The following is a 13694-nucleotide window of genomic DNA, read 5'->3' as shown; positions in this document are numbered from 1 at the left end:
GCCCGGACGCTCCGGGCGAATTCTCAATTGTGCCCCGTTCTCTATCGCGCCCTGCGCCGCCAGGTATCGCTGGCGACCGCCAGCGCGATCACCACGCCGATCACCACCTGCTGGATGAAGGGCGAGACGCCGAGCAGATTGAGCCCGTTGCGCAGCACGCCGATGATGAGCACGCCGACCGCGGTGCCGCCGATCGAGCCGATGCCGCCCGACAGGCTGGCGCCGCCGATCACCACCGCCGCGATGGTGTCGAGCTCATAGCCCAGGCCGGAACTCGGCTGCACCGAATCCAGCCGCGCGGCGAGCACGATGCCGGCAAGACCCGCAAGCACGGCGCAGATGGCATAGACCCAGTTGGTCAGCGACTTCACCGGAATGCCGGAGAGCCGCGCCACCTCGGCGCTGCCGCCGATGGCGTAAAGGCTGCGGCCGGTGGCGCGGTAGTTGAGGAAGATGGCGAAGACGATCGCCAGCACCATCATCACCCCGACTGTGACCGACAGGAAGCCGAAATGGCGGATGATCGACAGGCTGGTGAACCAGTCGGGAAAGCCGACGATCTGCGAACCGTCGGTGATCATGTTGGCAAGACCGCGCGCCACCGACATCATCGCCAGCGTCGCAATGAACGGCGGCAGCCGGGTGACGGTCACCAGCAGGCCGGACACCAGTCCGCAAAGGCCGGCGACGACCAGTGCTGCGACGACGCCGGCCGCAAGGCCGAGATTGAGATAGTCGGGGTGGGAGACAAAGCCCATCACCATGGCGGCCAGCGCCAGCACCGAGCCGACCGAGAGATCGATGCCGCCGATCAGGATCACCAGCGTCATCCCGATTGCCATGATGCCGAGCACCGTGATCTGGTCAAGTACGTTGAGGATGTTGCGCACGGTGAGGAACGTGTCGGTGGTCAGCGTCAGCGCCAGGCAAAGCAGCAGCAGCCCGATCAGCGGCCCCATGGTTCCGGCAAACAGCGCCGAAAGCTTCGCGGCCGTCGCACCTTGAGCGCCGGGCGCGGCTTTCAACTCGCCAGCCTTCGACTCGCTTGCATCATTACTCACGGCCACTTCGTCTCCTCCGTCAGCGAAACGACGATGGCCTGCCGTCCGCTCTTGTTCACCAGGCACCTCCCTGTGAACAATTTATCTTTGATATGCAATTTTGTTCAGCTAAACTGTTCATTAGAAAATTGTCAAGAGCCGTTGCGCCATTCGGCGAAGGTTTGCGCCACCGGGCGGTTTGTCCTAGGGAAGGCCAGGGGGCGGCGCTTTGCGGAAAAGATTTCCGAAATCTGCCGCGGGAGAGCACGAGCATGGCGACCGTCGAAAATGAGAAGGCCTCGCGCTTCCCCGATGCCGAGCTCAAGGCCCGGGCCGCCTGGCATTACTATGTCGAAGGTCTGACGCAAGAGCGCATTTCCGAGATCCTCGGCGTCGGCCGCATCAAGGTGCACCGCATTCTCTCCGCTGCGCGAGAGGAGGGCATCGTGCAGTTCCGCATTCGCGACAGTGTCGTCGAATGCGTGCAGCTCGAGGAGAGCCTGAAGCAGCGTTTCGGGCTCAGCCAGGCGGTCGTGGTGCCATCAGCCGCTGATCGCAGCAACGCGCCGCTGATGATCGGCCACGCGGCTGCCGCCTATCTCGCCGACAATGTGAATGCCGGCGACGTCATTGCGCTGGGCTGGGGCCGCACGCTGAAATTCGCCATCAACGAATTGCCGAGGCGGCCGATCGCCAGGACGACGGTCGTCTCGATGCTCGGCGGCCTCACCCATGCGCAGCCGCTCAACCCGACCGAAAGCGCCTGGGAGTTCGCCGAAAAGATCGGCGCTGAATGTTTCCTGCTGCCGGTGCCGGTCTATGCCGACAAGCCGGAACAGCGCGATGCCTTCATGAGCCAGCGCAGCGTCCAGGATGTCGTCTTCCGCGCGCGCCGCGCCAACATCGCCGTGCTCAGCGTCGGCTCGTTTTCCAAGGACAGCCCGATCGCCAATTACGGCTTCATCAAGCCGAGCGAACTTGAGGAACTGCAGGCCGCCGGCGCGGTCGGAGACCTCTTGTGCCATTTCATCGACGCCGAGGGCCACCCGGTCGACCATGAGGTCAACCGCCGCGTCTGCGCCTATCCGCTGCAGGATTTGTCCGATATTCCGAGCATCATACTGGTTTCAGGTGGTCAGGAGAAGGTCGCTGTGATGCGCGCGGCGCTGGCCAACACCAGGATTTCGGTGCTGATCACCGATGAGGATGCGGCCAAAGGCCTGCTCAATCGTTGAGCGCTGTCCGGCGTCGGTCAGAATTCGCAGGGCTCCGGACGACTGTCGTCCGACCAGTCGGCCAGTGCGATCGGCACGAATTTTCCCGCGACCGGTTTGCCGTCGTCCAGGTCCTTTGAGGCAACGCCTCTGCCGGTGAGAAAATTGATGTCGCAGCCGCCCAGCGTCGTCTCGACCGAGCCGTCGGCTTTCTGCACATTCCAGTCCCAGTCGCGACTGTAGCCGGCGACAAGGAATTTACCGCCGCGCCAGACGATGGTCAGCGTTGTATCCCATGATTTGTTGGCGCCGCAGCCGAAGCACGAGGTGACGACAAGCGATCCCTTGCCCTTGCTTTCGAGCCCGAGAATACGGTCCTGCGTCAGCGCCTTCTTGACGAAGTCAGGCTTGCGCGAAGGATCGAGCTTTCCTTCGCCGGCAGCCAGATGGATCGAGAGATCCGCCAGCCCGCTGTCGGAATCCGCCGCGATCGCGGCCCGATCCATCCTGCCGTCATTGTCCATGTCGAGCGTGACCTCGAAGGGCGGCTCGTCCTGCGCACGCGCCGTCATTGGAGCTGCCGCAAGCGCGACAATCCAGGGCAGGGCGGCAAGGTGAAATACTGCTTTCATTAGCCCGATGAGTCTAGCATTGGCCGGGCAGGACGCAAAATCGGCAAGCTGGGCAGGTTGGGCATGGGAGCCTCACGCAGGCAAGCTGCGCTTGAACTCAGATCGCACCGAGCCGCGCGTGGATGTCGCGTGTCGCGTGATAGAGGTCGCGGTAGATCGCCTTGCGCGCCCGGTAAGCCGGCACCAGCGTCATGTCAGGATCGACACGCCTGGCCGGCGCCGCCGCGATTGCCTTGGCGGCGTCTTCCGCCGAGGCGAACCAGCCGATCGCCGAAGCCGCCAGCATCGCCGCGCCAAGGGCCGCCGCCTCGTTGACCGGCGACACGAACAGCGGCCGCTCCAGCACGCTGGCCATGATCTTCATCAGCAGCGCCGAATTGGTGCCGCCGCCGGCGGCAATCATCTCTCCCGGCTTGCCGCCGCTTTCGGCCTCCATCGCCTCGCTGGCGATGGCCTGCTCCAAAGCGATGCCTTCCAGCGTGGCGCGGAAGAGATGCCTGGGCTCATGGTCGAGCGACAGGCCAACAACGGCGCCGCGCGCCGCGCCATCCCAATAGGGGCTCATGACGCCGGCCCAATAGGGCATGACCAAAAGACCGTCGCTGCCGGCCGCAACATCGACCGCACCCTTCTCCAGTTCTGCCGCGGAAGACGCGCCGGTGGTGCGCACGATCCAGTCGACCAGTTGCATGCCCGAGCGCAGCACGGTTTCCAGCATGAAGCCCGAACCGGTGGGCGAGACCAGCGTGCGAAACGCGTCCGATGTGGTGACCGTGCCGGAATAGCAGCCGCTGACGACGCCGGAGCCGAGCGAGAGATAGCTCTTGCGGGCACCATAGACGCCCATGCCGAGACCCATGGCCTGGCCATCGCCGGCGCCGGCGACAATTGGCGTGCCCGCTTTGAGGCCAGTCAGCTGGGCAATGCTTTCGGCAAGGCCGCCGCAGATTTCGCCTGGGCCGATCAGCGCCGGCAACTGCCGTGGCTGCAGCCCTGCAGCCGCCACAAGCTCAGCGTGCCATTCGCCTGTCGCGACATCGAGCAAGCCGAGCGGGTCGGCACTTGCCGTGCTGGTTACCAGCCGTGCGGTCAGCCGGTGAACGAAGAAGCCATGAACATCGACCAGGGCGGCGGCGTTGGCCAGCACCTGCGGCTGGTGTTCCGCCAGCCAGGCGATGGCATAGAGCGCCGGCGTCGGATCCGGCGGCTTGCCGCTCCAGTCGCGGATCGTCTCGCGGCCAAGCTCGGCCGACAGCTTGGCGACTTGAGGCCGGGCGCGCTCGTCAAGCCACAGGATCGCCGGGATGAGCGGCGTGCCGGCCTGATCGATCAGGGTGAAGGTCTCGCGCTGATGGGCTATGGCAATTGCCGCCACGCGCGCGGCGCCGACCTTGTCGGCGACCTGCTTCAGCGCACTGATGAGGGCTGCCCACCAATGTTCGGCATCCTGCTCGAAATGGCCGGGCTTCGGATTGGCCAGCGGATAGGCCTCGCGCGCCTGGAACAGCTCCGCGCCGTCGCGGGTGAAGGCGATTGCCTTCACCGCCGTCGTCGAGGCATCGATCCCGATAACGACATCGTCCATCACAGGGAGATCCCGAAGGTTCAGGCGGCGTTGGTCACAAACTGTCCGTCCGACTGGTCGAGACGGCGGCGGATCTGCGTTATCACCATCGAATCGTCGGGTACACAATTTTCATAGGTGAGGAAGTCGCCGGTCTTGACCGGCTTGACCACCTTGGCGCGTTCGGCAATCCCGAGCGGCAGCGCGCCCTTGGCGCGGGCGTCCTCCCAGGTCATGGCGAAGCCGCGATAGTCGTTCTCGCCGATCATGCCGAGCGATTGGCCCGCGCCGAGATCGCTCTTGGCCACCGCCACCGCTTCGGCCACCGGGTGGTCGAGCGGCTCCATGTCGGCGCGTTTGTAGACCACGGCGCGCGCCGCCGACAGTGGCACTTCAAGGCTTGTCAGGTGATAGGGACGGTAGATCGTGAAATAGGGGCCCTTGCCGACCTTGAGGTCGACCATGCGCTCCAGCACGCGCGGATGCCTCGTTTCGATGATGCAGAACACGCCGGGCGCCACGCCCTTGCCGATGGAATAGTCGACCACGCCCTTGCGATGCAGCACGCCGCCATCCTCGCGCGGGCAAAGCACGCTGGCCAGTTCCTCCAGCGTCGCCGTCGGGCCGTGCATGCCCGGCACGTCGGGCACCAGCCCGGTGGCGTTGGCGATAGCCACCATCTCGATCGCCGTCTTGGAACCGTCGACGAACTCGACCAGCATGCGCGCATTCATGTTGCGCTCGGCCGCTTCCTTCTCGTAGTCGGCGGGCATGGCGTCGATCTTGAGCGGGTTGTTTTTGCCCTTGCCGGCGGCGATGATGTTGAAGCCGAGGCTCTTGGCGAAGCCGATGATCTCCAGCGTGCAGGCGGGTTCGTCGCCGGCCGCACCGGTGTAGACCACGCCGGCCTTGCGCGCTTCCTCCTTGAGGAAGCGGCCGATCGTAATGTCCGCCTCGACATTGAGCATAACGATGTGCTTGCCGTTCTTCATCACTTCGAGCGCAAACAGCGTGCCGATGTTGGGATTGCCTGTCGCGTCGATGATGACATCAATGCGGCCGGCCGCGGCCAGCGCATGCAGATCTTCGGTGACAGCGATCTTGCCGGCCTCGATGGCGCGGTCGATGGCAGAGGCGTTCGCAGCCTGGACGATGCCGGAGCGGTCATGGCCGGCGAGCAGTGCGGCATCGATCGCCGCTTGCGGCCGCACCTCGGAAATGGCACCGATCCGCATGCCCGGCATCAGCGCCACCTGGACGACGATGTCGGTGCCCATCTGCCCGGCGCCGGCGAGTCCGATGGTGATAGGCCCTTGGGCTTCAGCGCGCTGCAGAAGTTCCGCTGCAAATTGCGGATGGGCCATATCGCTTCCTCCAGTCATGACGCGCCGCAGCGTCAAATCATCATTTTGAACATTCCTATTTCCATTTGAAAAATATTTCAACCCGCAAATCGGAGAATGGCTGCAGGGCCAAACCTCCCACGGAGGATTCGTCGGGTGACAGCTTCATGCTGGGCTTGATCTCAGCCGATCTCTAGGAAAGGCTTGCCGAGCAGGTCGGGCACGACATCGACGCCGAGGCCGGGCCCGTCGGGAATGCCCATGTGGCTGCCGGTGACCGGTGGCGCGTTGGAGGCCGTGCGCACCGTCACCCACTCATGGAAGGCGATGGCGTGCAGCCGGCGTTCTTCCGGCGTCGACAGCGACAGATGTGCCATCGCCGCCGTGTCGATCTCGGCGCCGCCCGTATCCTCGACGGTGATCATGAAACCGAGATCGACGGCGACGTCGCGGATTTGCCTTGTCCTGGTTACGCCGCCAAGCCGCGAGATCTTCAGCGTCAGCCCGTCGGCGGCGCCCAGGCGGTGGATTTCCAGCATCGCCTCGAGCGAGATGACGCTCTCGTCCAGCACCATCGGCTTGTCGAGCATGCGGCGCACCGACATGTTCTCCTCAATCGACGTGCAGGGCTGCTCGAACGTGTAGTCGATGCCGCGCGTGGCGTCGGCGAACTGCCGCGCCTGGTAGGGTGTCCAGCCGGCATTGGCGTCGCAGAAAATCACCGTGCCTTTCGGCACGGCCGAAGCGACTGCGCTCACCCGCTCGATGTCTTCATGCACATTGCCGCCGACCTTGACCTGCAGCCGGCGGCAGCCTTCCGCGATGATCCTTTTGGCCAGTGCCGCCATCTGGTCGAGCGTGCCGTGGGTGACGACGCGGTAGGTCTCCGCCATGTCGCTCTCGCGGCCGCCAAGCATGGTCACAAGCGGCACGTCGGCGGCGCGGGCGGCCAGATCCCAGCAGGCCATGTCGAGCGCCGACTTGATGTAGGGATGGCCCTTGAACACCGTATCCATCAGCCGTCCGATGCCGGCGAGAGCACGCGGGTCCTGGCCGATCAGGTGCGGCGCGATCTCGACCACGCCCGCGCGCGTTCCCGCCGGAAACGCGGCCGAATAGAAATTGCCGAGCGGCGCCATCTCGCCCCAGCCGGTCACGCCGCTGTCGGAGGTGATGGCGACGATCACCGCGTCGAAACAGTCGGCCACACGCCCCTTGGACATGCGGTAAGGCCCGTCCACGAAGGGCTGCACGACGCGATAGGCCTTGATGGATTTGATCTGCACTTGTCTGTCCGTTGTCTCTAGGTGTTGAGGAGGGTCAGCCCTTCGATGTTCCGCTGCTCGAGGCCACGCGCATAGGCAAGCAGCTCTTCGAAATCGAGGTCGATATGCTCGCGCGCATGGCGCTGGGCAGCGCGCATGTCGGCGCCCTTCAAGAACCGCACATAGGTCTCGTGGAGATCTTCGGCCGGCACCGGCTCGTTGCGGGCCCGCTGGTGCAGGGCAAAATACATCTGCAGCCGGCTGGTCAGCCGCTGCCAGGTTTCCAGCAGCACCGAATTGTCGGCCCATTCATAGATCAGCCCGTGCAATTGCAGCGCGGCTTCGATCTGGCGGGTGGTGTCGCGCGCGCGCGTTGCCTGCTTCACCGCTTCGTGGCGGCGGTCGAGTTCATCGAAGAAGCGCTGGTCGCGCAGCTTCCATGTCCGCTCCATGGCGAATTCATCGAGCACCTTGTTCAGCGAGTAGGCGTCGTCAATGTCCTTGGCGGTGACATCGATGACGAAGGTGCCGGCATAGGGAATGCTGGTCAGGATGCCTTCCTGCACCAGCTCGCGCATAGCTTCGCGCAAAGGCGCGCGGCTGACCCGCATCTGCTCAGCGATCCTCAGCTCGCTCAGCTTTTGGCCGGGTTCCAGCTGGCCGATCAGGATCGCCCGCCGCAACAGCGCAACGATCTCGGCTCGGCGTGTCGTATCCGCGATCGGATTGAAGTCCAGCTTGGCCATTCCGTCACTCCAGTGAGAGCCGGAAACAGACAAGCAGATTGTCGACAATCCTACAATATGTCTATTCCGGATTCTTGTGCCTTGCGGTTACTCCAAAAACGGCGTGCGGCGCTCCATAAAAAAACGGCGCCCTCGGCGTGGAAGCCGAAGGCGCCGCAGGACCGGGGCTGATGGGGGTTATCAGCTGGCCGGTTTCTCCTGGGGCAACGGCGAGATCGGCATTCCTGGTCCGATCTTCTGCAGATTGCCCGTTATCACCTGGTCGCCTTCGGCAACGCCGCTGAGGACCGCCACAAGGTCGCCGCTGGTCGCGCCAAGCGAGACGATGCGCTGGTCGACCGTGTTGCCCTTGCCGACGACATAGACATATTTGCCGAGCTGGCTCGAACCCAGCGCCACCTGCGGCACCATCAGCGCGTCGGGCAGCTGCTTGATGTGCAGCCGCACGCGGACATACTGGCCCGGCAGCAGCGAGAACTTCGCATTGCCAATGGTGGCGCGCGCCGTAATCGTGCCGGTCGAGTGGTCGACCGTGTTGTCGATGAAGGTGAGTTCGCCCTTCTGGCTGGCTTCGGTCTCGCCGGGCAGCAGCACCTCGACCTCGATCGGGCCGGCGGCGCGGGCCTGTTCGATTTCGGCCAGGTCCGTCTCGCTCGGATTGAAGGTGACGTAGATCGGGTCGAGCTGCACCAGCGTGTTCAGCACCGTGCCGGCGACGCTGACCAGCGTGCCGACCGAAGCCTGGTTGCGGCCGACGCGGCCGGCAAACGGAGCGTGGATTTCGGCGTAGCTCAAATTGAGCTCGGCCGTGCGCACCGCCGCCTGGTTGACGGCAAGCGACGCTTCGGCCTGGCGCAAGGTGCTCGTACGCTGGTCGAACCCATCCTTGGCCAGATAGCCGCTCTTGGCGAGTTCGGAGCCGCGGCCGAGATTGGAGCGCGCATAGTCGAGGCTCGCCTGGTCGCGCTGCACTTCGGCCTTGGCCTGGTCGAGAGCCGCCTTGAAGTCGTCAGGCGAGATCTTGTAGAGCAGATCACCCTGGCGCACATCCGCGCCGTCCTTAGCCGTCTGCTCCTGCAGATAGCCGGGCACGCGGGCCTGCAAGGTGACGCTGCGGATCGCCTCGATGCGGGCGGCGTAGTCAAGGTAGATCGGGATCGTCTTCTTGACCACGCTCGTCACCGGCACCGGCATGACGAATGCCGCAGGTGCTGCCGTCGCTGCCGCCGTGCCGGCATTGAGGCTGAGATTGCCCATGTCGAGGAAGTGGACGCTTGCCACCGAGATCGCTCCCAGGGCGACGGCCGTTCCCAAAGCTATTTTCCATTTACGCATTTTGGTCTCCAATTCTATTCGGCTGCTTCGGCCAGGCGCATCGGCGCTGGTTCGGCAGTCGGTTCATTATTGTCCTGGTCATGAGCGGCGTTCGGTTCGCTGCGCACGCGGCCTTCGCGCAGCTGCTCGATGACCGCGTAGAAGACCGGCACGAACACCAGCGACAGGATGGTCGCCGCGACCATGCCGCCAAACACGGTGGTGCCGATCGACTGCCGGCTTGCCGCACCCGCACCCGTCGCAAACATCAGCGGCAGCACGCCGAGGATGAAGGCGAAGGCCGTCATCAGGATCGGCCGCAGCCTCAGCCGCGCGGCTTCCATCGCCGCGTCGACAATGCTCAAGCCTTCCTCGCGCCGCCGCCTTGCAAACTCGACGATCAGGATCGCGTTCTTGGCGGCGAGGCCGATCAGCATGACGAAGCCGATCTGCGAGTAGACGTCGATCTGCATGCCGCGCAGGAACAGGGCTGCGAAGGCGCCGAACAGGGCCAGTGGCACCGCCAGCAGCACCATGAACGGCATCGCCCAGCTCTCATACTGCATCGCCAGGATCAGGAAGACGAAGACGATGGCGAGGCCGAAGACGACCGACGCGATCGATCCTGCCTTGAGCTCCTGGAAGGTGATGCCGGTCCATTCGAAACCGAAATCCCTGGGCAAAGCGGTGGCGGCGGCCCGTTCCATCGCGGCAACCGCCTGGCCCGACGAGAAGCCGGGGGCTGCGCCGCCATTGATCGTGGCCGAGGCGTTGTTGTTGTAGTGCGGCACGGTTTCCGGGCCGACGAACGGCACCAGTTTGCCCAGTGTGCTCAGCGGCACCATGCCGCCGGAGGCGTTGCGCACATAGAGCCGCGAAAGGTCGCCTGCGTCGGCACGTGCATCCTTGTCGGCCTGGATGGTCACCCGGAAGGTGCGGCCGAACAGGTTGAAGTCGTTGACGTAGAGCGAGCCGAGATAGATCTGCAGCGTGTTGAAGACGTCGGGCAGGTTGAGGCCGAGCAGTTTGGCCTTGCTGCGGTCGAGGTCGTAGTTGAACTGCGGCGTCGAGGTCGAGAACGGCGAGAACAGCTGCTGCGGGTTGATTTCCGGCTGCTTGCGCGCCTCGGCGATCACGGCTTGCGTCGCGTCGTTGAGGGCTGAACTGCCTCGCCCGGTGAGGTCCTCGACGACGAATTCGAAGCCGCCCGTGGTGCCGATACCCGGGATCGAAGGCGGATCGAAGGACAGCGCGAAGGCTTCCGGAATCTGCATCAGCTTGCCGCGCACGTCGGCGACGAGCTTCGACGCGCTCTGGTCGGGGCCGCGCTCTTCCCACGGCTTCAGGATGGCGAACTCGACAGCCGAGTTCGACTGCGCCGCACTGGTCAGGAAGTTCAGGCCGCTGATCGAACCGACAATCTCGACTCCGGGCGTAGCTTGGAGGATGTCGCGCGCCTTCTGCGCCACCGCATCGGTGCGTTCCAGCGAGGCGCCGTCAGGCAGCTGGATGACGACGAAGAAGTAACCCTGGTCCTCGACCGGAAGGAAGGTCGAGGGCAACTTCTGCCAGACGAAGTAGGTGGCCACCAGGCCGGCCGCGAACAGGCCGAGCATGATCCAGCGCAGCCGGATGAGGATACGCACGCCGTGCGCATAGGCATGCGACAGTCTGTCGAAGCCCGTGTTGAACCAGCGGAACGGGGCGAACTGCGTCTCGCCGCGATGGCGCAGGAAGGCGGCGCTCAGCGCCGGGCTGAGCGTCAGCGAGTTGAAGGCGGATATGCCGACCGAAATCGCCACCGTCAGCGCGAACTGATTGTAGAGCTTGCCGGAGACGCCGGGAATGAAGGCAACGGGCACGAAGACGGCCATCAGCACTGCGGTGGTGGCGATGATCGGTCCGGTGACCTCGGCCATCGCGGCCTTGGTCGCCGCCAGCGGTTTGAGGCCCGCCTCCAATTGTCGCTCGACATTTTCGACCACCACGATGGCGTCGTCGACGACGAGGCCGATGGCCAGCACCATGCCGAGCAGGGAGAGCATGTTGAGCGAGAAGCCCATCATTTCCATGACCACCATCGTCGCCACCAGCGACACCGGAATGGCGATGGTCGGGATGATCGTCGTGCGCCAGCTCTGCAGGAAGATGAACACCACGGCCACGACCAGCACCAGCGCTTCGCCAAGCGTGATCAGCACGTCATGCATCGATGCCGACACGAAGCGCGTGGTGTCGTAGTGCATGGCGTAGCTGACGCCCTTGGGAAAACGGGCCGACAGTTCCTGCATCTTGTCCTTGACGTGCTGCTGCAGATCGAGCGCGTTGGAACCCGGCATCTGGTAGACGGCGAGCACCACCGTCGGGTCCTTGCCGAAGAAGGCCGACGACGAATATTGCAGCGCGCCGAGTTCGATGCGGGCGACGTCGCGGAGCCGCACCAGCGAGCCGGTGCCGGTGTTGGCGCGCACGACGATGTCGCCGAACTCCTTGGGGTCGCTCAGGCGGCCGACGGCGTTGACCTGCATCTCGAAGGCGGTGCCGGCGGGCGCCGGCGACTGGCCGATCTTGCCGGCGGCCACCTGGACGTTCTGTTCCGAGATGGCATTCTGGACGTCGACGGCGGTGATGCCAAGATTGGCGAGCTTGTCCGGGTCGAGCCAGACGCGCATCGAGTAGCGGCGCTCGCCGAATATCTGGACGTCGCCGACGCCAGGCAGCCGCTTCAGCGGATCGACGACCTGCAGATAGGCGAGGTTGCTCAGCGCCACCGGATCGACCGAACTGTCGGGCGAGGTCAGGTTGACGATGAGGACGAAATTTGGGTTCTGCTTCTTGATCGTCACGCCGCCCTGGTTGACGATCGCCGGCAGCGAGGAGGCCGCTTGCGAGACGCGGTTCTGGACGTCGACGGCCGCGGTACTCAAGGAATAGCCGACATCGAAGGTGATGGTGATGGTCGAGGAGCCGTCATTGGAGCTCGACGACGACATGTAGGTCATGCCTTCGACGCCGTTGATCTGCTGCTCCAGCGGCGTCGTCACCGTATCGGCGACCACTTGCGCGCTGGCGCCCGGATAATGGGCGCTGACCACGACCTGCGGCGGCGTGATGTCGGGAAACTGCGAAACCGGCAAAAGGAAATAACAAATCGTCCCGGCGAGCACCATGATGATGGCGATGGCCGAGGCGAAGATCGGACGATGGATGAAAAAGTTTACCACGACACGCAAACCTCTTTAGAAGAACCGGCCTCTTTAAAAGAATGGGCAGACCGGGACAGCCGCCTGCTGCGCACCGAACCCGGGTCCTGCAAAAAATACGAAGACGGCGCCGCGCCGCTGAGGCCCTGCTCATCGGCAACGGTCCTCAGCATCGCTTCGAAGGCGCGCGGGTTGACGCGGTCCGCTTTCATCACCAGCCGGATCATCGGATCCCGGATGGCTTCATCGATGGTCAAATCCTTGCGCTGCGACATTGGAGCGTCTCCATTCCAGCGGCCCGCATCGGACGATCGCGAACCGGTTTTCATCTCTTCACCGGCCGGAGCCGCATGACCTGCAATTTTCACCCCGTGTGATCTGGCAGGACCAGTTCACGGCCTTGTTATTGACGGAAGGCCACATAGGTGTTACCAGTAAGTAACATTCGGATAGTTACAGACCGGTAACACCCTAGTCAAGAGGTGAACCGAATTTTTAGGGAGACAAGGAGACTGCGATGGCAGACGGCATTACCGATCGTGTGCGCCCCCGGGATCGAATCCTGGAGACGGCGCAGGACATGTTTCACAAGCATGGCATCAAGGGCGTCGGTGTCGACGCCATCACGGAAGCCGCCGGCACCAACAAGATGACGCTCTACCGTCATTTTGAGTCCAAGGACGAACTGATCGTCCAGTGCCTGCGCGCGTCGGCGGCTAAAGGGGCCGCGATGTGGGACCAATTCGAGGCGGAGCATCCCGGCGACAAGCTCGCCCAGTTGCATGCCTGGATTCGCATGGCCGCTGCTTGCCTGGCGGCTGACGGTCGCGGCTGCGACATGGCCAATGCCGCCGCCGAATTGACCGAGCCGGACCATCCCGCCAGGAGCGTGATCAAGGAGCTCAAGAGCGCTCAGCGCGATCGCCTCGTTGCGCTGTGCCGGGATGCGGGCATCGGTCAGGCCGAGCTTCTGGCCGATACGCTGTCGCTGCTGTTCGAAGGGGCGCGCGTCAGCGTGCAGACCATGGGCTGCCAGGGCCCCAGCACGCAGTTCGTGCGCATGGCTGAAGGCCTGATCAGCTCTTTCAGGGCGCGCTGAATTCCAGCTTTCGGAGTTGAGGAGTCCCCATCATCCGGCGGGGCTTTTGGCTATTCTCCGAACTTGCCCGTCAACTTTAATTTAGATTCATTTGAGAATGAAAAAAGCCCGCTGCCGGGAGGAGGTGGCAGCGGGCTCGATTTCGAGCGAGATGCGGGAGGAGGTGCACCGCGCTCAGCGTCGGCATCGCATCTGGGAGGAGTAGATGGCCGACACCCAGATGAGTACGGGTTGCCCAATGATTCGGCAACAATGAAAGTTGCATGGCTGCTGT

Annotated in this window: 11 protein-coding genes; 2 read left to right on the top strand and 9 right to left on the bottom strand. The window is 64.0% G+C overall.

Annotation, left to right across the window (positions count from 1 at the left end; genetic code table 11):
- Positions 1-41: 41 nt before the first annotated feature.
- Positions 42-1025 carry an ABC transporter permease gene (locus tag NLY42_RS29360; RefSeq protein ID WP_050589004.1) on the bottom strand — a complete coding sequence of 328 codons (984 nt, stop codon included), beginning with the start codon at positions 1023-1025 and terminating at the stop codon, positions 42-44.
- Positions 1026-1312: 287 nt separating this feature from the next.
- Between NLY42_RS29360 and NLY42_RS29355 the strand changes: the two genes are divergently transcribed.
- Entirely contained in the window at positions 1313-2275 is a 963-nt protein-coding gene (locus tag NLY42_RS29355; RefSeq protein ID WP_023668527.1) for a sugar-binding transcriptional regulator, read from the top strand.
- A gap of 17 nt (positions 2276-2292) precedes the next feature.
- Here the strand turns inward: NLY42_RS29355 and NLY42_RS29350 are convergent, their stop codons facing one another.
- The 8 genes from NLY42_RS29350 to NLY42_RS29315 form a co-directional block, all read right to left on the bottom strand.
- Positions 2293-2826 carry a hypothetical protein gene (locus NLY42_RS29350; RefSeq protein WP_023754061.1) on the bottom strand — a complete coding sequence of 178 codons (534 nt, stop codon included), beginning with the start codon at positions 2824-2826 and terminating at the stop codon, positions 2293-2295.
- A 157-nt stretch (positions 2827-2983) separates the two neighbouring features.
- Positions 2984-4471 carry a xylulokinase gene (locus NLY42_RS29345; protein ID WP_023754062.1) on the bottom strand — a complete coding sequence of 496 codons (1488 nt, stop codon included), beginning with the start codon at positions 4469-4471 and terminating at the stop codon, positions 2984-2986.
- Between the two features lie 20 nt (positions 4472-4491).
- Positions 4492-5814, bottom strand: coding sequence for an NAD(P)H-dependent oxidoreductase (locus NLY42_RS29340; RefSeq protein ID WP_023709918.1), 1323 nt, complete (start codon positions 5812-5814; stop codon positions 4492-4494).
- A gap of 161 nt (positions 5815-5975) precedes the next feature.
- Positions 5976-7079, bottom strand: coding sequence for a mandelate racemase/muconate lactonizing enzyme family protein (locus tag NLY42_RS29335; protein WP_023754063.1), 1104 nt, complete (start codon positions 7077-7079; stop codon positions 5976-5978).
- A 17-nt stretch (positions 7080-7096) separates the two neighbouring features.
- Positions 7097-7804 carry a GntR family transcriptional regulator gene (locus tag NLY42_RS29330; protein WP_023709916.1) on the bottom strand — a complete coding sequence of 236 codons (708 nt, stop codon included), beginning with the start codon at positions 7802-7804 and terminating at the stop codon, positions 7097-7099.
- A 180-nt stretch (positions 7805-7984) separates the two neighbouring features.
- Entirely contained in the window at positions 7985-9139 is a 1155-nt protein-coding gene (locus tag NLY42_RS29325; protein WP_023740662.1) for an efflux RND transporter periplasmic adaptor subunit, read from the bottom strand.
- A 14-nt stretch (positions 9140-9153) separates the two neighbouring features.
- Positions 9154-12342 (bottom strand): efflux RND transporter permease subunit, encoded by a 3189-nt coding sequence (locus tag NLY42_RS29320; protein ID WP_023687080.1) that lies wholly within the window; start codon positions 12340-12342, stop codon positions 9154-9156.
- The gene (locus NLY42_RS29315) at positions 12336-12596 is read right to left on the bottom strand and encodes a hypothetical protein (RefSeq protein ID WP_023668519.1); all 261 of its coding nucleotides are present in this window, start codon (positions 12594-12596) and stop codon (positions 12336-12338) included. Before NLY42_RS29315 ends, NLY42_RS29320 begins: the two co-directional genes overlap by 7 nt.
- A gap of 242 nt (positions 12597-12838) precedes the next feature.
- Between NLY42_RS29315 and NLY42_RS29310 the strand changes: the two genes are divergently transcribed.
- Positions 12839-13420: a TetR/AcrR family transcriptional regulator gene (locus NLY42_RS29310; protein WP_023668517.1), complete on the top strand. Its 582-nt coding sequence runs from the start codon at positions 12839-12841 to the stop codon at positions 13418-13420.
- Positions 13421-13694 lie beyond the last annotated feature (274 nt).

It is taken from the genome of Mesorhizobium sp. C372A (assembly GCF_030323245.1).
Taxonomy (GTDB): domain Bacteria; phylum Pseudomonadota; class Alphaproteobacteria; order Rhizobiales; family Rhizobiaceae; genus Mesorhizobium.
This window is presented reverse-complemented; position numbering and strand designations above follow the sequence as displayed.

Excerpts from the sequence above, each read along its gene's own strand:
- NLY42_RS29355 (WP_023668527.1), top strand. The coding sequence starts at position 1,313 with ATGGCGACCGTCGAAAATGAGAAGGCCTCGCGCTTCCCCGATGCCGAG.
- NLY42_RS29350 (WP_023754061.1), bottom strand. The coding sequence starts at position 2,826 with ATGACGGCGCGTGCGCAGGACGAGCCGCCCTTCGAGGTCACGCTCGAC.
- NLY42_RS29345 (WP_023754062.1), bottom strand. The coding sequence starts at position 4,471 with ATGGACGATGTCGTTATCGGGATCGATGCCTCGACGACGGCGGTGAAG.
- NLY42_RS29340 (WP_023709918.1), bottom strand. The coding sequence starts at position 5,814 with ATGGCCCATCCGCAATTTGCAGCGGAACTTCTGCAGCGCGCTGAAGCC.
- NLY42_RS29330 (WP_023709916.1), bottom strand. The coding sequence starts at position 7,804 with ATGGCCAAGCTGGACTTCAATCCGATCGCGGATACGACACGCCGAGCC.
- NLY42_RS29325 (WP_023740662.1), bottom strand. The coding sequence starts at position 9,139 with ATGCGTAAATGGAAAATAGCTTTGGGAACGGCCGTCGCCCTGGGAGCG.
- NLY42_RS29315 (WP_023668519.1), bottom strand. The coding sequence starts at position 12,596 with ATGTCGCAGCGCAAGGATTTGACCATCGATGAAGCCATCCGGGATCCG.
- NLY42_RS29310 (WP_023668517.1), top strand. The coding sequence starts at position 12,839 with ATGGCAGACGGCATTACCGATCGTGTGCGCCCCCGGGATCGAATCCTG.